Below are 17,033 nucleotides of genomic sequence, written 5' to 3'. Positions count from 1 at the left end.
ATCCACTAACCAATCAAACCATACCACAAATCGTGTAAGAGTAAAATCGTCAAACACGAATTTAAAGGGTGAAACAAGAATTAACTATTACATTTTAGGCCGATTCTGTAAAAAACGCTTGACCTTAACGCCGCGTAAAGGATTATGATGGCTGCAGGAGGAAAAAAAGATGGAATATACCATTCAAAAACTGGCCCGTTTGGCCGGGATCACAACCAGGACTCTGCGTTATTATGATGAGATCGGCCTGCTGGCGCCAGCCAGGTTAAGCCCGTCCGGTTACCGGATTTATCAGGAGGAAGAGGTAAATAAGCTCCAGGAGATTTTATTTTACCGGGAAATGGATCTTCCGCTGGCCGTGATCCGGGATCTTATGACAGCGCCGGACCATAACCGGGCCGGGACCTTAAAGGAGCATCTGAAAGCGCTGAAAGCGCAGCAGGAACAACTGGAGCTTGTAATCGCTAATGTGGAAAAAACAATTGAAAGGGAAGAGGGAAAGAGAACCATGACAGATCAGGAAAAATTCGAAGGGCTGAAAAAACGCCTTCTTGAGGAAAATGAAGAAAAGTACGGAGAAGAGATCCGGGAATCCTATGGAGAGGCATGTGTGGAGGAAAGCAACCGTAAAATGATGAATCTTACCAAGGCAGAATATGACGAGATGAATCTTCTGGCGGAACAGATTTTAAGCCTGCTTGAGGAGGCAGTCAGGAATCACGAGGACCCGAAGAGTGAAGCAGGCCTGCAGATTGCCCTGCTGCACCGGAAATGGCTGTCCTTTCCCTGGACCTCCTATACGCTGGAGGCCCATCGGGGAGTGGTGGATATGTATCTGGCAGATCCAAGATTTACAAAATACTATGACAGAAACCTTCCGGGATGTGCGAAGTTTCTGCGGGACGCTGTTTATTTGAATCTTATTGCATAGTGGAAGCGCAGAGAGTATAATGGAACCACTTTATTAAAAAGAATGAGTTCGAATAGGGAGATGATACCCATGGATTTTATTTTAAGAGAATGGAAGATTCAGGATGTAACGGCGGTGGCGAAATACGCAAATAATCCGAAGATTGCCGATTATTTAAGAGATGTCTTTCCGTATCCCTATACCCGGGAAGATGCAACGCAATATGTAGAAAGCTGTATAAAAGCGGGGGATGAGACGCAGCTTTGCCGGGCGATTGAGGCGGACGGGGAAGCGGTGGGCAGTATCGGAATATTTTTAGGGGACGACGTCTACCGCCGGAGCGCGGAGCTGGGCTACTGGCTGGCGGAACCGTTCTGGGGAAAGGGGATAATGAGCAGAGCAGTCGTACAGCTTTGCGAGGAAGCTTTTCAACGCTATGATATCGTGCGGATCTTTGCGGAACCATATTCCTGCAACCAGAGGTCCCAAAGAGTGCTGGAAAAGGCGGGATTTACGCTGGAAGGGATTATGAGAAGCAGCGTGTGCAAACACGGGGTGATGTATGATTCCTGTATGTATGCGCTTATAAAATAAAAAATGCGGAATAATTTATAATTTATTTCCGCATTTTGGGCAATATACAAATGAAGTATCGGCTTCGTAACCACAATTAGAACAACGCACTGCCTGACAGTGATTGTGGAAGGAAGAGGCATAGCCTTCCGAATGAAGATCTTCCGGCCGGAGAGTTACCTGCTGTCCGTGTAAAATTTGTTTTCCCAGCTCTTCCGGAATTGAGTAAATCCGGTTGCAGCATAGGGATTTTACATAGAACCGCTTCTTCCATTTCAGGATCGGAATAAAAAAGAGGCTGAAATATGTGAAAGTCATGAATACTTCCAGATGTCCGTATTGTCCGCAGGTTTCACAAATGATAGTCTGAGAAAAATCCAGTTTTTTCTCCCCGTTTGATATACCCATTATCAAAAACATACTTAACACCTCAATGACCATCTTAACAGAAAAAAAAGGTTTGTCAATAGGGGTTATGGAACACAGGCCAGGGAAAAACAGGACGAAAAAATAGCGGTGCGCAGGAGGCGGTGCAAAATGTGCGGCAGATATCAGATCGATGACGAGGTTTCGGTGGAAATCCGCAGTATGATTGAAAAAATAGAGCAGAAAACAGCCGGAGTCACCCTGAAAAGAGGGGAGATCTATCCCACGAATCTGGTTCCGGTCTGGATGCCGGTAAACGGACAGCCGGAACCGGAGGCCGCCGTCTGGGGATTCCCCGGCTTCAGCGGCAAAGGCGTCCTGATCAATGCCCGGGCGGAAACCGTGCCGGATAAGAAAACCTTCCGTGCCTGCATGGAACAGCGCCGCTGTGTGATCCCGGCCAGCGGTTTTTATGAGTGGGATACCGGAAAAAACAAAATATATTTCAGGAATCCCCATGAAGAAGTCCTCTATATGGCGGGGCTTTACCAGCAAATTGACCGGGAGGTGCGTTTCGTTATCGTGACAACCCAGGCAAACGCTTCCATGCTGGATGTGCATAACCGGATGCCGCTGCTGCTTAGAAAAGAGGAGTTAAAGGACTGGATTCTGGATGAACGCAGGGCGAGAGGCATGCTGGCCCAGGAACCCTATCCGCTGGAGAAATTCTGCGAGTTCGAACAGGCCAGGCTTCCGTTTTTATAAACGGAAACGTCTATAAACAGAATCTTCCACTTCACAACAGAACATATGTTTGCTATGCTATAAATAGTAACGCTCATAGCAAAAAGGAAGTGAACATATGTGTGAAAAAATTATTTTCCATATCGATGTCAACGCAGCCTTCCTTTCCTGGGAGGCTGTTTACCGTCTGCGGGTACTGGGAGGAACGAAAGATCTGCGCGAGATCCCCTGCGCGGTGGCGGGGGATGTGAAAAAGCGCCATGGAATTATTCTGGCCAAATCAACGCCGGCGAAAAGATACGGCATTCAGACCGGGGAGCTGGTCGCAGAGGCGCTGAAGAAATGTCCCGGACTGGAGCTGGTTCCTCCCCACTATGATCTTTATGACACCTGCTCGGCGGCCTTCATGGAGATTCTGAGACGCTTTTCGCCTATAGTGGAACAATATTCCATCGATGAAGCTTACTGTGATATGACCGGGACCTGTGGGATGTACGGCTCGCCGGCAGCGGCCGCCCAGCTGATACGGCGCACGATCCGCGACGAGCTGGGATTTACCGTAAATGTGGGGGTATCCTCCAACAAATTGCTGGCGAAGATGGCCTCGGATCTGAAAAAGCCGGATATGGTCCACACCCTGTTCCCGGATGAGATCCGCCGGAAGATGTGGCCGCTGCCTGTCTCAGAGCTCTTTTTTGTCGGCCGGGCCACCACGAGAAAGCTGTTTTCTCTGGGAATCCGCACGATCGGGGAACTGGCGCAGGCGGACCCCTGTCTGCTGAAAGCACATTTAAAAAAGCACGGGCTTTTGATCCATCAGTTCGCCAACGGAATCGATAGCTCGGAGGTGCTGGAGGAGATCCCGGCCAACAAAGGATACGGGAACAGCATGACGATGCCCTTTGACGCACAAAGCCATGAGATGGCGGAACATGTGCTGCAGGCGCTGTGTGAAACCGTGGGCAGCAGGCTCAGAAAAGACAAGGTGCTCTGCGGCGTGGTGGCGGTGGACATCGTATACGCGGATTTTGAAAGGATTTCCCATCAGATGCACCTGGAGGAGCCGACCGACGTGACCCGCATCCTTGTCCGGGCGGCCGCCCGGCTGTTTCGGGAGAGCTGGAACGGTATGCCGGTCCGGCATCTGGGCATACACACCTCCGGGATCATTCCGAAGCCGGAGGAACAGCAGATCCTGTTGTTTGGGTGGGAGCGCTTGAAAAAGCTTCAGGATATTGACCGCACAGCCGATGAGATACGGAACCGGTTCGGGGAAGACTCCCTGAAGCGGGCCGTATATCTGAACAGCCCGATCTGCCATATGGCAGGCGGCATCAGCAGGGAAAAAAAGAGTGTAAATTATCAGGAGGTGAACGTTGAGTGAGAATCCCCATTGATGTGATCGCCACATTCAATACACTGGGGAAGATAAAACCGAATTATATCCGCCTGGAAGACGAAGAACATCAATTACGGACTTTCCGGGTGGAACAGGTGGAATATACAAAAGAGGAAAAATGGGCGGGAATACCGGTGATGGTATTCCTTTGTGATATCATAACCGGAGGCCTGAAAAAGCAGATCACCCTTTTTTACTACCGGGAGCAGCATAAATGGATGATCGACAGGGGAGAAAAGAGTTGGATGTGGGAGGAGAATCTGGTATGATGGAGAGCATACAGAGGTTTGGCAGCCAGGATGCGGGAGTAAGATTGGTAAGGAGGATAAAAGCGGCATGGAAGATAAGAGCGGCATGGAGAGATGGAAGAGCGCGCTGGGAAATGAAGGATTTGGAGTGAATGAGGCTTTGGAACAGGTGCTGGAGCTGTGGAAAGGAATTCCGGCACAGATAAGAACAGAAAAATTCCGCCTGGTCCCGGAAAAGCAGAGGGAAGAGAATGCGAAGAGGGGGGCGGCGGCCCTTGGCCGGATGAGGAAGCATGTGAAGGATTTCCCCCAGGCGATGGCCGCTCAGAAGAAATGGAAGGAACAGGGAGAGCGCACGGTGCTTGAGGCTATGGAGCATGATGTGATCTTTCAGATGGGAAAGCTTCCGGCGGAGGTAAGAAAACAGTTTCTGGAGGCGACGAAGGAATATTTCCGTCAGACCCGGCGGTATGACCGGGAACTGGGGATGGAAGAACTGGTGCAGGGGCTTAAGAATTATTTCGTCTATTTTATGCTGGCGCTGGCGGCGGGGGAAGGGGAATGGTTTCAGCGGGCCATCTGGAGCTACAGTCTTCTCTATCCCTATACGGATAATTTCCTGGATGGAGATTACAGCCCGGCGCAGAAAAAAAGGTTCAATGATATGCTGGTAAGAAAATTACTGGGGGAAGAGGTGCAGGTACAGGATGAGCTGGAAAAAAAGGTGTGCGGGCTTATCGATGTGATTGAGGAAGTATATCCCAGAAAGGATTTTGAAGACCTGTATGATTTTTTGATGATTATTTATGACGCCCAGTTGGGCAGCCTTTCGCAGCACGAAGCAAAAAAGCTTGGGGAGGAAGAATTGCTGCGGGTGTCTGTCTATAAAGGCGGCGCTTCCATCTATGTGGATCAGTGCCTGATAAATGGGTGCATGGACAGACGGGATATTTATTTTTTGACCGGGTTTGGGTTCTTCTTGCAGCTGGCGGATGATCTGCAGGATGTGCAGGAGGATCTGGAGAACGGGCATCAGACGTATATGACGAAGCTGGCGGAGAATGAAAAGCTTGCGGAGGCGGCCGGGCGGCTTCTTGGGTTTGCGGCGCGCCTGTTTGCGGATGACTGGCGGGGGAGCGGGGATGTCCGGGAATTTATGTTTGATAATTGCGTGCAGCTGGTATGTACGGCGGTGTTGCAGAAGCCCCGGTATTATACCAAGGCGTTCCTGGAGGAAATCGAACAGTTAGCGGTGCTGCCGGCTGAGTTCTTAAAACAGATGGAAAACGAGGGAAATGAGATGGCCGGCGAATGGGCAAGAGAGTCCATGGACCCGATGAAAATGCTGGATGTATGGGCGGATTGCGATATGTGACTTAGTTACAGAACCTTTTTCTCCTTTTGCGCTATTATAACAGTGTAAAATAAATTTATTCATAAAGGAGAGAACGATTATGGCAATCAAACATATTACGAAACAGAATTTTAAAGAAGAGGTACTGGAGAAGGAAGGAACCGTTCTGGTGGATTTCTGGGCAACCTGGTGCGGCCCCTGCAGAATGCTTTCGCCTATCGTGGATCAGGTGGCGCAGGAAGTGGAAGATAAAGCGACGGTGGCGAAAGTCAATATCGATGAACAGCCGGAATTGGCCGAGGCGCTGGGAATCATGAGTATCCCCACCCTTATGGTATTTAAAAACGGCAAAAACGTGGATAAATCCGTGGGAGTGCGTTCCAAAAAAGCAATCTTAAATATGATCGGCTAAAAACAGCCGTTTATGTGCGAATGGCAAAAAAATATCTTCTGACAGTGTTTTTCTGGCAATGTATCTGAATATGTTATATAATAGGTAACAGATTGATTGCCGGAATTCGTAAAAGGTGTGATGAAAAAATGCTGTCGGAAGCAGAGCTTGTATATGTAAAGGATACGCTTCCCTTCTGGGAAGAATTGAGCGGGCAGGATCAGAAAGAATTGGCTGACGCTATGAAACTGCAGGAATTCAAAGCCGGGACCTGGCTCCACCGGGGAGATCAGGATTGCTCCGGCTTATTCCTGTTAAAGAGCGGCCAGATCCGGACTTATTTTATCTCGGAGACCGGACGGGAGATTACGCTGTACCGCCTCTTTGAGCGGGACGTCTGCATCATGACCGCTTCCTGCATGATGAAAAATATCACATTTGAAGTGCACATCGAGGTGGAGAAGGATACGCAGGCGTATCTGCTTCCCATGACCATTGTATCAGGAATGTCGGATACGCTTCTTCCGGTGAAAAGCTTCCTGAACGAGCTGATGGCCTCCAGGTTTTCGGACGTCATGTGGGTGATGGAGCAGGTATTATTTACCAGCTTTGACAAACGGCTGGCTAATTTTCTCATGGAACAGATCGCCATCGAGGATTCCCTGACCTTACATATCACCCAGGAAAAGATCGCGTCTCATCTGGGGTCCGCCCGGGAGGTGGTGACCAGAATGCTGAAATATTTCCAGCAGGAGGGAGTCGTCCGGCTGTTCCGGGGAGGAATAAAGGTCATAGATGAGGAGCAGCTGTATCGGATGACGGATCCCAATTCTTACAGACATCGACCCAGCTAATGCTGTTGGCGCAGGCAAAAAGCTCGTCGCAGGTGAGTCCAACCGCGCTGTTGGCGCTTCCGGCCGCGGGATAAACGGTATCAAAACGCTTCAGGGAAATATCGGTATAAATTTCCGCCTTGGGTCCAACGCCAAAGGGGCAGACTCCGCCGATTGCATGATTGGTGTATAAAACGACTTCTTCCGGTTTCAGCATTGTGGCTTTCCGTCCAAACGTGTCCTTAAATTTACGGTTGTCAATCTTGGCGTCCCCGGCGGTGACCACCAGGATGCAGCCGTCTTCTTTTTGAAAGGAGAGGGTTTTCGCAATTTTGGCCGGAATGCAGTGAACGGCTTCGGCGGCCAGCTCTACGGTAGCGCTGCTAACCTCAAATTCCTGAATCCGGCTGTCCAGATTCCATTTTTTCAGATATTCCCTGGCAATTTCAATAGACATGATAGAGACCTCTTTTCTGTAGTGAATGTAGAACGCTCTGGAGCGAATATAGAACGCTGAATATAGAACGTTGAATTTATAGACCATTAAACCATATTTTGCGAAATATGACAAGACAGGGGTTGGGGAAGGCATGGAAAACGTATAGGAAAACAGGCAGTTGACAAGGGGAGTAGGGGAGTTTATAATCGTGATAGATTCTAAAATAGAACGGGGTGGAAAGATGCGGATTACTTCTTGCTAATAAGTAGTTGAATAAACGGAATATGTCAGGAACCGGTGAGAACCGGTGTTTTTGGCTGTTTCGGGCAAGAAGGCTGTATTCTTTTCCTCTTTTTTATTGATCGATATCATATGGGTCTGTTCGGTTCGCCGGGAAGTTTTTCAGGCGGGCCCGGACTGCGCTGGTATGGATGCGGGAAGCGGCTTTCTTGCATCATTTTTTTGCGTAAAAATTAGGGTTATGCGCACAGGTGCAGGAAACGGAGGTATATGATGTCATTGATACGTGTGACAAATTTAACGTTTGAATATGAGGGGAGTTACGACCCCATTTTTGAGAATGTGTCGTTTCAGATCGATACGGATTGGAAGCTGGGTTTCACAGGCAGGAATGGCCGGGGAAAGACCACATTCCTGAGGCTGCTCATGGGGCAGTACGAATATCAGGGGACGATTTCTACTTCGGTGGCGTTCGATTATTTTCCATTTGAAGTGACGGATTATGGGATGGATACGCTGGAGCTTGTGGAGGAAATCCTGCCGGATTATGAGTACTGGAAACTGAGCCGGGAGCTTTCGCTGCTGGAACTGGAGGAGGATGTGTTGTACCGTCCTTTTGGCACTCTGAGCAACGGGGAACAGACCAAGGTCATGCTGGCCGTTTTGTTTCTGCGGGAAAATCATTTTCTGCTGATCGATGAACCGACCAATCATCTGGATCTGCATGCCCGGGAGGTGGTCAGCGCTTATTTGGATAAAAAGAAGGGCTTTATTCTGGTATCCCATGACAGGGCGTTTCTGGACCGCTGTATCGATCACATTCTCTCGATCAACAAGACGAATATTGAGATTCAGCAGGGGAATTTTTCCAGCTGGCGGCAGAATATGGAATATCAGACCAACTATGAGCTGGCGGAAAATGAGAAGCTGAAAAAAGAAATCCGCCATCTGACCGAAGCGTCCAGACGAAGCGCAGGCTGGTCTGACGCGGTGGAAAAGACGAAGTACGGTACCCGGAATTCCGGGCTTCGGCCGGACCGGGGATTTATCGGGCACAAGGCGGAAAAGATGATGAAGCGGGCGAAGGCGGCGGAGGCCCGCAGGGAGAAAGCGGCGGAGGATAAGGCCGGCCTGCTGAAAAATGTGGAGAAAGCTCCTGAGCTGATCCTTCATCCGTTACCGCATCACAGCAGGAGGCTGATGGAAGCGTCGGGGATTGAGATCGCCTACTCTCAGAAGCAGGTATGCGGGCCCTTGGATTTTACCGTAAACGCCGGCGACCGGATTGCGCTGACCGGACGCAACGGAGCCGGAAAGTCCAGCATACTAAAGCTCCTGGCCGGTTATGAGATTCCCCACCGGGGACAGCTGACAGAAGCAAACGGGCTTATCATCTCTTATGTGGAGCAGGATACTTCTTTTTTAAAGGGGGAACTGGCGGACTTTGTGGAGCAAAATAATCTGGATGAAACTCTTTTTAAAGCTGTTCTGCGTAAATTGGATTTTTCAAGGGGGCAGTTCGAAAAACGGATCGAATCATTCAGCGCGGGCCAGAAGAAGAAAATACTCCTTGCCAAAAGTCTGTGTACGCCGGCGCATCTGTATATTTGGGATGAACCCCTTAATTATATCGACGTGCTGTCCAGGATTCAACTGGAGGAGCTGATTTTAAAATTCAAGCCGACCATGATTTTGGTGGAACACGATAAAACGTTTCTGGATCACACCGCTACCGGTTCCATAAGTTTGGACCGGTAAGGTTCACAAATCTGACCGGTAAGGCGGAATTGACTTTTACAGGCCCAGGAGATAAACTGAAATAGTATTGTTTGCGGAAAAACAGGATGACACAAAAAAGGAGCGGATCGTATGGCTGTATTCCGGCCGAACCATTATTACGGTATAAAAGATAAAATATACGAGACAGAGCGCTTTCCAAGTCCGGAGGCGGCGGTCAGCATCGCCGTAGTTGACGAGCCGGAGGCGGAACGGTTAAAGGTGATGACGGGAGAACAGCAAAAGCTGCTGGAAGCCGGTAATGCGGTCCGCTTTATAAAGTTTACGGATTATGAAGATTATTTGTTCTGCACCTTTCATATTCCCCTGCAGAAAAATATCCGGAAAGAGTATGCCAAGCTTACCATGCTGATCAGACAGAAGCTCCTGGTAATTGTGGTGCAAAACGAGGCGGCGGCCGTACTGCTTTCCTCCTTCACGCCCAGATACGGCGGGCGGCCGCTGACACTGGAGCGACTGCTGGCAGAACTTCTGGAGAGCTTTGTGCAAAACGATCTGGAATATCTGGGAGAGCTGGAGGACCGGATTACGGAGCTGGAAGAGCGTGCGATGGATGGGGAGGTGGCGGATTTTAACCATCAGATGGTACATATCCGCAAGGAACTGCTATATCTGCATAATTATTATGCCCAGTTTCAGGATCTGGCAGATTGTTTTCAGGACAGTGAGAACGATTTCTTCGCGGAAAACCGTTACTTTCGCTATCTGTCGGACAAAATGAGCCGTCTGTACGGCGAATGCCAGATGCTGCGTGAATATTCCATGCAGGTCCGGGAATTTTACCAGGCCCAGGTGGATGTAAAACAGAACACGATCATGAAGTTCCTGACCGGCGTAACGACGATTTTCCTGCCGTTGACTTTGATTACCGGCTGGTACGGAATGAATTTCGCGGGGATGCCGGAGCTCAGCTGGAGGTTTGGATATCCGCTGGTTATATTCGTCAGCGCATTGATCCTTCTGATCTGTATTTGGATATTTAAGAAGAAAAAGTTCTTCTGAAGGGATGACATCTATGATAAAAAATAAAAAAGAGCGGGTCATGCCCTTCTTAATCGGAATTGTCTGTATAGCGGCCATAGCGGTGCTGTTGTGGGTGGCAGGCCATTTTCAGACTCAGAATGTGCAGCTGATACAGGACGGCGTGGAGCCGCTTTCGAAAGGCTGGACTTATACCGTGGGAGAAGAATCCCATGCTATTACCCGGTTTCCTTTTTCCTTAACCCTGGAAGAAGGAGAAGAAGTCCTGCTGTCCTGCCTCCTGCCCGATGAACTGCCGGCAGAAGGCGTCATCATGTATATCGCCGATCACCAGAATATACAGGTGTATCTGGAAGGGCGGCTGATTTACGAATATGGAAACCGGGATCACACGCCGTTTGGGGATGTCTTTGGATCGGTGACGAATCTAATTCCGGTCCCCAAGGACGCGCAGGGGAAACAGCTCAGTATCCGCGCGGTCTGTCCCGGTAAATTCCGGCATTATAATTACAATTTTTATCCGGTGTACCTGGGTACCAAAAGCGCGGCGGTTTTTAACTTATTCCAGCAAAATTTCAGTTCCCTTTGTTTTTGTTTTATCATCGTCCTGCTGGGGATTACCTTTATAGTTGCCGGCGTATATATGAATACAAAGAAATATCCGTCCAATGGAAGCAGTTTCTTTTATCTGGGAGTATTTTCCCTGCTGGCCGCGGCCTGGATTCTGACCGACTCCAATGTTATGCAGCTGTGGTACGGAAAAGCGCCGGTCATCTATATCGGTTCCTTCTTTGCTTTTATGCTGATGACCATTCCGTTTCTGCAGTATATCCGCCAGATATTTGTGGGCGGAAAGCGTCTGTTAAATGTGCTGAGCCTGCTGTTTGTATTGAACTTTGTCCTGTCAACCATTATATATATTCTGGGGGCCGCGGAACTGTTTGAAACCAATCTAATGACCCATCTGTTGATGCTGTTCAGTATCGGCTGTATCGGGATTCTGTGTTATCGGGAGAAAAAGGTGTATCATAATCGTGAGATCCGGGGATTGCTGACCGGACTGGTGATTTTATGCGCGGCGGGTATTTTCAGTATTGTAAAATTTTATTTTTCATCCCACGATAACAATTCCCTGTATTTCAGAATCGGCCTGTTAGGGTTCATTGTCGTGCTGGGATTTTCAACTTTGAAAAAGAGTTTGCTGCTTGTGAATACCAGGGCGGAAGCGGCCGCTTACCGGAAGCTGGCGTACCTGGATTCCATGACGATGCTGGGAAACCGGACGGCTTTTGATGTCCAGACTGAAAAAGATTTACAGGAGCAGGAGGGCATAGAAACGGTAGCGGTCGTTGTCTGTGATCTGAATGATCTGAAGAGCACCAACGATACCTATGGGCATCGGGTAGGCGATAAAATGATTATCGGTTTTGCCAAATGCCTGATGGAGGCTTTTGAAGGCCTGGGAAAGACTTACCGTATCGGCGGTGACGAATTCGCGGTATGGTTTGTAAATCAGCGGGAAGAGTCCATACAGGAGGGGATCAGGATTCTGCGGGAAACCGTGGAGAAGCAGGAACCAGATTCCAGGTTTGAGTTAAAATATGCCTGCGGGTATGCCTTCGAAACAATGGAAGAAGGAAAAGAAATTAAATTCAACCGGCTGTTCAGCAGAGCCGATGCGAACATGTACCGGGAAAAATTAGAAATTAAAGGGCTGGATCAGCGCCTTTTTGATTGAAATGCAGGGCATTCCTGTGTAAAATAGGAAATTGTAAAGGTGGTACCGGATGATGAAGATAGATTTTCATACACATATTTATCCCGATCGGATTGCCGGGAGTACCCTGGAGAAGCTGGCGGGGAATTATGGATTAAAACCGTATACGGATGCCACGGTTTCGGGACTTAAGGCGTCCATGGAAGAGGCGGGCGTACACATATCGGTGGTGCTCCCTGTGATCACCAGGGCAGGACAGGTGCAGTCGATTAACCGGTTTGCCCGGGAGGTTACGCCGGAGGCTTTCGATCATTCCGTGGGGCAGATCCTGTCCTTTGGGGCGGTGCATCCACTCAGCGAGCATTATAAAGAAGAGCTTAAGATGGTGAAGGCGCTGGGGCTTAAAGGCATTAAGCTTCACCCGGAATATCAGCAGCTCTATATCGATGATATTTCTATGCTGCGGCTGATTTCCTACGCGTCGGAGCTGGGGCTTGTCATTGTGATTCACAGCGGTTCGGAGAGTGACCGGGAACAGACGCTGCACTGCCTTCCAAGAATGGCGCGCCGGATGCTCCATGAGGTACAGCCCAAGAAACTGGTGCTGGCCCATCTGGGCGGATTCCGGGAATGGGAGGAGACCATGGAATATCTGGCCGGTGAGAATGTCTGGCTGGATACCGGGTTTGTGGCCGGACATATGCCGGCGGATCAGGTGGAGATGTTAATACGGGCCCATGGGGCGGACCGGATATTGATGGCTTCGGACAGCCCCTGGAATGGACAGAAAGATACGGTTGATTTTATAAACGGACTGTCCTTGACGGAGAAAGAGAAGCAGATGATATTTTCTGAGAATGCCCTGGGGCTGCTGGGCCTTACCATACACGACAGTATTGCATAATGGAGGAAAAATGATGGATATCAATGATAGAAACGATAGCGGATGGAAAAATGGCGGCGGACAGCCGCCCCAGAGCGAGCCGCAGCGCCAATATTATTATATGGCAAGGCTTAGGGCGTATGTGGAGGAAAAGAGCCTTGCGCTTGGACGGCCCCTTACCGCGTCGATCCAGACTTTCGGCTGTCAGATGAATGCCCGGGATTCGGAAAAACTGGCCGGGATTCTAAGGGAAGCGGGATATGAGCAGATTGATTCGGAGGAAGCGGATTTTGTATTATATAATACCTGTACCGTAAGAGAGAATGCGAATCAGAAGGTATACGGAAGACTGGGTACCCTGAATCACTGGAAAAAAGACCATCCCCATATGATGATTGCCCTGTGCGGCTGTATGATGCAGGAGCCTGAGGTCGTGGAGAAGATCCGCAAGAGCTACCGCTTTGTGGACATTTTGTTTGGAACGCACAATATATTCAAGCTGGCGGAGCTGATGGTAACCAGGATCGAGGCGGCGGACATGGTCGTCGACATCTGGAAGGACACGGACCTGGTGGTGGAAGATCTGCCCAACCGGAGAAAATATTCCTTTAAATCGGGCATCAATATTATGTTTGGCTGTAATAATTTCTGCAGCTACTGTATCGTGCCCTACGTACGCGGGCGGGAGAGAAGCCGGGAGCCGGAGGATATCTTAAATGAAATCCGGCGGATGGCCCAAGACGGCGTGACCGAAGTCATGCTGCTGGGACAAAATGTGAATTCCTATGGGAAGACCCTGGATACGCCGATGACGTTCGCCGCCCTGTTGCGGGAAATCGAAAAGATAGACGGTTTGAAACGGATCCGCTTTATGACCTCCCATCCAAAAGATCTGTCGGATGAGCTGATCGAAGTGATGGGGAGTTCGGATAAAATCTGCAAGCATCTACATCTGCCGCTTCAGTCCGGCAGCACCAGAGTGTTAAAAGAGATGAACCGGCGATATACGAAGGAACAGTATCTGGATCTGGTGGAACGTATCCGGGCCGGTGTGCCGGATATCTCGCTGACCACGGATATTATCGTGGGATTTCCGGGGGAGACGCAAGAGGATTTCCTGGAAACGATGGATGTAGTTCGGAAGGTGCGCTATGACAGCGCCTTTACCTTCCTGTATTCCAAGCGGACCGGAACGCCTGCGGCTTCCATGCCGGACCAGGTGCCGGAAGATGTGGCGAAGGAACGGTTTGACCGGCTGTTAAAAGAAGTGCAGGAAATTTCCCGCCAGGTAACGGCAAGACATGTGGGGACCGTACAGCAGGTTCTGGTTGAAGAAATCAACCGTCAGGACGCCTCCCTGGTAACCGGGCGGCTTTCCCACAACACTGTGGTGCATCTGCCGGGGGATGCTTCCATGATCGGCAAGATCCTGGACGTGAAACTGACCGAGTGCAGAGGATTTTATTACCTGGGGGAACCGGTGTAAAAACTTGACAGCGGCCATGGGCAACCATATAATGGAAACAGGCGAAAAGTTTTCTAAAAGCCAACTTTTATTTTTGGAAATGGAACCGAAACGATGCGAGTGATAGCAGGAACAGCGAAAAGGCTGCCGTTAAAGACGGTGCCGGGCATGGATACCAGGCCCACCACCGATAGAATCAAAGAGACTCTGTTTAATGTGATAGCTCCGTCTCTGGTTGACAGCCGTTTTTTGGATCTGTTCAGCGGAAGCGGGGCGATAGGAATCGAGGCTTTAAGCCGGGGGGCCGCGCAGGCTGTGTTTGTGGAAAATAACAGACGGGCCCTTGCCTGTATTCAGGAAAATCTTTTGTTTACGGGGCTTTCAAAGCGCGCCAGGGTGCTGCCCATGGATGTGCTTGCCGGAATCCGGTCTCTTAACGGACAGCCGGCGTTTACCGTGATCTTTATGGACCCGCCCTATGGTAAGGAATATGAAAAGCAGGTATTGCAGGCGTTAAAAGGTTCTTCTCTGGTGGATGCGGATACGCTGCTTGTGATCGAAGCGTCGCTCGAGACCGATTTTTCCTACATGGAATCGTTGGGATTTCAGATGATAAAAGAAAAAAGATACAAAACCAATAAGCATATTTTTGCGGAGCAGGTATAAGGAGAACAATATATGATTCGAGCGATTTATCCCGGAAGCTTTGATCCGGTGACCTTCGGGCATATGGATATTATCCAGAGGTCGGCTAAGCTGGTCGATGAGCTGATCGTCGGAGTCCTGAACAACCGGGCGAAATCCCCCAGCTTTACGATCGAAGAGCGGGTGGAGATGTTAAGGGAAGTAACGTCAGGGATTCCGAATGTGGAGATTACCGCATTTCAGGGATTATCCGTGGATTTTGCCAGAGACTGCAAGGCCAACGTGATGGTTCGGGGCCTTCGGGCCGTAACCGATTTTGATTATGAGCTGCAGCTGGCCCAGACGAATAAAATCATGTGCCCGCAGGTGGACACCATGTTTCTGACGACCAGTCTGGAATATGCCTATTTAAGCTCTACCACGGTGCGCGAAGTGGCCGCTTACGGCGGTGATATCACCCGTTTTGTGCCGTCGGTGGTGGTAGAGAAAGTAAAGACAAAAATGCGGAAATTAGAAAAGGAGAATGCGATATGAGCAGCAGAATCGAACAGATTATAGAAGAAATCGAAGAATACATCGACAGCTGTAAATACCAGGCGTTGTCCAACAGCAAGATCATCGTAAACAAAGACGAGATCGAGGAATTGCTTCGGGAGCTGCGGATGAAGACGCCGGATGAGATCAAAAAATACCAGAAGATTATCAGCAACCGGGATGCGATTATCGCAGACGCCCAGGAGAAAGCCAACGCGATCATCGCGGAAGCGACCGTACATACCAACGAGCTGATCAATGAACACGAGATTATGCAGCAGGCCTATACCCAGGCCAACGAGATCATCGCCAACGCCACGAATCAGGCCCAGGCGCTGTTAGATAACGCGACTGTGGACGCCAACAACATCCGCCTGGGAGCGATCCAGTATACGGATGAGATGCTGGCGAATCTGCAGAAGATCATCGCCCATACCCTGGATACCTCCGGGGCAAAATATGAGAATTTTATCAATTCCCTGAAAGATAATTACGATATTATCAATGCCAACCGGGTAGAACTGCACCCATCTGAGGAAGAAGAAACAGAGCAGCCAGAAGAAGAGTGATTCCGGTGGATAAGATCTTCGCGCCGATATAACGTAAGATGGAGAGCCCGGAGTCCTTGATCATGCTTTCGGTCTGCGCGATACTGGACAGTCCTCCGAACGAGGTGACGCACAGGATCATCAGGCATTGCACCGGAACGGGAAGAGTAGTTAACGCGATGGCCTGAATGCCGTTGGTGATTTCAAAAATCCCGGTAAAGAGGGATTTGATCCAGGCGGGCGAGAGCGGCAGTGAGGACACCATACCGGCGATGATCGCAAATAAAATGATATAGCCGCCTAACTTGGTGACCGTTTCGAAACCATTCATAATAGAGGTATCAATGATTTTGAAATTGATTTGAAGTCTTGATGCCTTTTTCTTTTGATCCGGCCGCAAAGCGTTACGCATGCGGCGCCGGTAAAATGGGTTCAGAATAAAAGCGGTAAATAACGGGGCCGCATATAAAATGACCAGAAACGGGATAATAAGGCTTGGATCTTTCAATGTGACCGTAACGATGAAGCTGATGATAAACATGGGGCTTACATTATTACAGAAGCTCAAAAGATACTGTCCTTCTACGGCGGAGATCTGCTGTTCCATGACTAGGTCCGCCGTGACCTTACTGCCCATGGGATAACCGCAGAGAAAGCCGGTAATCACGGCGTAGCATCCATTTTTGCTGATCCCCAGCAGTCTGGTCAGGACGGGAGAGAGAAACCAGGTCAGATAGGACATGGCATCCAGCCGGATGATGATATTCGACAGGATGATAAAAGGCAGCAGCGTGGGAATAATGGTATGAAACCACAGCAGCAGGCCGGTGGTGGAAGCCTCCACCGCCTGTATGGGGCGGAAGAACAAAAATAGAACCAGTAAAAGTACGAGAAAGGTATAGCAGGCTTTTTTCATAGCATCCCCATAATTTTGCGGTTTTGGTTACTATCATTTTATGGACGGCG

Annotated in this window: 19 protein-coding genes; 16 read left to right on the top strand and 3 right to left on the bottom strand. The window is 49.5% G+C overall.

The features are described from left to right. Positions 1–169 precede the first annotated feature (169 nt). Together KTH89_RS18775 and KTH89_RS18770 are read left to right on the top strand one after the other, a co-directional pair. Positions 170–931 (top strand): MerR family transcriptional regulator, encoded by a 762-nt coding sequence (locus tag KTH89_RS18775; RefSeq protein WP_238722719.1) that lies wholly within the window; start codon positions 170–172, stop codon positions 929–931. A 69-nt stretch (positions 932–1,000) separates the two neighbouring features. Further along, positions 1,001–1,504: a GNAT family N-acetyltransferase gene (locus KTH89_RS18770; RefSeq protein WP_158343275.1), complete on the top strand. Its 504-nt coding sequence runs from the start codon at positions 1,001–1,003 to the stop codon at positions 1,502–1,504. 15 nt (positions 1,505–1,519) lie between these two features. Here the strand turns inward: KTH89_RS18770 and KTH89_RS25255 are convergent, their stop codons facing one another. Further along, a complete protein-coding gene (locus KTH89_RS25255; protein WP_267287687.1) occupies positions 1,520–1,891 on the bottom strand; it encodes a zinc ribbon domain-containing protein in 372 nt (123 codons plus the stop codon). Positions 1,892–2,020: 129 nt separating this feature from the next. Between KTH89_RS25255 and KTH89_RS18760 the strand changes: the two genes are divergently transcribed. From KTH89_RS18760 to KTH89_RS18735, 6 genes are all read left to right on the top strand, one after another. Next, positions 2,021–2,614: an SOS response-associated peptidase gene (locus tag KTH89_RS18760; protein WP_238722718.1), complete on the top strand. Its 594-nt coding sequence runs from the start codon at positions 2,021–2,023 to the stop codon at positions 2,612–2,614. Between the two features lie 97 nt (positions 2,615–2,711). Beyond that, positions 2,712–3,977, top strand: a complete 1,266-nt coding sequence (locus tag KTH89_RS18755; RefSeq protein ID WP_238722717.1) for a DNA polymerase Y family protein — start codon at positions 2,712–2,714, stop codon at positions 3,975–3,977. Then, entirely contained in the window at positions 3,974–4,261 is a 288-nt protein-coding gene (locus KTH89_RS18750; RefSeq protein ID WP_158343121.1) for a hypothetical protein, read from the top strand. Before KTH89_RS18755 ends, KTH89_RS18750 begins: the two co-directional genes overlap by 4 nt. A 67-nt stretch (positions 4,262–4,328) precedes the next feature. Next, entirely contained in the window at positions 4,329–5,615 is a 1,287-nt protein-coding gene (locus KTH89_RS18745) for a hypothetical protein (RefSeq protein ID WP_238722716.1), read from the top strand. A 79-nt stretch (positions 5,616–5,694) separates the two neighbouring features. Next, entirely contained in the window at positions 5,695–6,006 is a 312-nt protein-coding gene (trxA, locus tag KTH89_RS18740) for a thioredoxin (protein ID WP_158343117.1), read from the top strand. A gap of 128 nt (positions 6,007–6,134) precedes the next feature. Then, entirely contained in the window at positions 6,135–6,839 is a 705-nt protein-coding gene (locus KTH89_RS18735) for a Crp/Fnr family transcriptional regulator (RefSeq protein WP_238722715.1), read from the top strand. Here the strand turns inward: KTH89_RS18735 and KTH89_RS18730 are convergent. Next, positions 6,775–7,275, bottom strand: a complete 501-nt coding sequence (locus KTH89_RS18730) for a YbaK/EbsC family protein (protein WP_158343113.1) — start codon at positions 7,273–7,275, stop codon at positions 6,775–6,777. The two genes, KTH89_RS18735 and KTH89_RS18730, sit on opposite strands and share 65 nt — an antisense overlap. Positions 7,276–7,770: 495 nt before the next feature. Here KTH89_RS18730 and abc-f point away from each other — a divergent pair, with 495 nt between their 5' ends. The 8 genes from abc-f (at position 7,771) to KTH89_RS18690 (ending at position 16,088) form a co-directional block, all read left to right on the top strand. Continuing rightward, on the top strand, positions 7,771–9,255 hold the full coding sequence (gene abc-f / locus KTH89_RS18725) for a ribosomal protection-like ABC-F family protein (RefSeq protein WP_238722720.1): 1,485 nt from the start codon (positions 7,771–7,773) through the stop codon (positions 9,253–9,255). Positions 9,256–9,366: 111 nt separating this feature from the next. Further along, on the top strand, positions 9,367–10,296 hold the full coding sequence (locus tag KTH89_RS18720; RefSeq protein ID WP_158343109.1) for a magnesium transporter CorA family protein: 930 nt from the start codon (positions 9,367–9,369) through the stop codon (positions 10,294–10,296). Between the two features lie 13 nt (positions 10,297–10,309). After that, complete coding sequence (locus tag KTH89_RS18715; RefSeq protein ID WP_238722714.1) at positions 10,310–12,013, top strand: GGDEF domain-containing protein; 1,704 nt, start codon at positions 10,310–10,312, stop codon at positions 12,011–12,013. A 49-nt stretch (positions 12,014–12,062) separates the two neighbouring features. Then, on the top strand, positions 12,063–12,896 hold the full coding sequence (locus KTH89_RS18710) for an amidohydrolase family protein (protein WP_238722713.1): 834 nt from the start codon (positions 12,063–12,065) through the stop codon (positions 12,894–12,896). A gap of 10 nt (positions 12,897–12,906) precedes the next feature. Continuing rightward, a complete protein-coding gene (miaB, locus tag KTH89_RS18705; RefSeq protein WP_238722712.1) occupies positions 12,907–14,361 on the top strand; it encodes a tRNA (N6-isopentenyl adenosine(37)-C2)-methylthiotransferase MiaB in 1,455 nt (484 codons plus the stop codon). Positions 14,362–14,454: 93 nt separating this feature from the next. Then, positions 14,455–15,006, top strand: a complete 552-nt coding sequence (rsmD, locus tag KTH89_RS18700) for a 16S rRNA (guanine(966)-N(2))-methyltransferase RsmD (RefSeq protein WP_238722711.1) — start codon at positions 14,455–14,457, stop codon at positions 15,004–15,006. A 12-nt stretch (positions 15,007–15,018) separates the two neighbouring features. Next, a complete protein-coding gene (coaD, locus tag KTH89_RS18695) occupies positions 15,019–15,519 on the top strand; it encodes a pantetheine-phosphate adenylyltransferase (RefSeq protein WP_158343101.1) in 501 nt (166 codons plus the stop codon). After that, positions 15,516–16,088 carry an ATP synthase subunit B family protein gene (locus KTH89_RS18690; RefSeq protein ID WP_158343099.1) on the top strand — a complete coding sequence of 191 codons (573 nt, stop codon included), beginning with the start codon at positions 15,516–15,518 and terminating at the stop codon, positions 16,086–16,088. The genes coaD and KTH89_RS18690 overlap by 4 nt, the downstream gene beginning before the upstream one ends. Here the strand turns inward: KTH89_RS18690 and KTH89_RS18685 are convergent. After that, positions 16,021–16,983: a transporter gene (locus KTH89_RS18685; RefSeq protein ID WP_238722710.1), complete on the bottom strand. Its 963-nt coding sequence runs from the start codon at positions 16,981–16,983 to the stop codon at positions 16,021–16,023. The two genes, KTH89_RS18690 and KTH89_RS18685, sit on opposite strands and share 68 nt — an antisense overlap. Positions 16,984–17,033 lie beyond the last annotated feature (50 nt).

Source organism: Diplocloster agilis, assembly GCF_019042275.1.
GTDB lineage: Bacteria > Bacillota > Clostridia > Lachnospirales > Lachnospiraceae > Diplocloster > Diplocloster agilis.
Note: the sequence above shows the minus strand (reverse complement) of the source record. Positions and strands in the feature narration are given on the sequence as shown.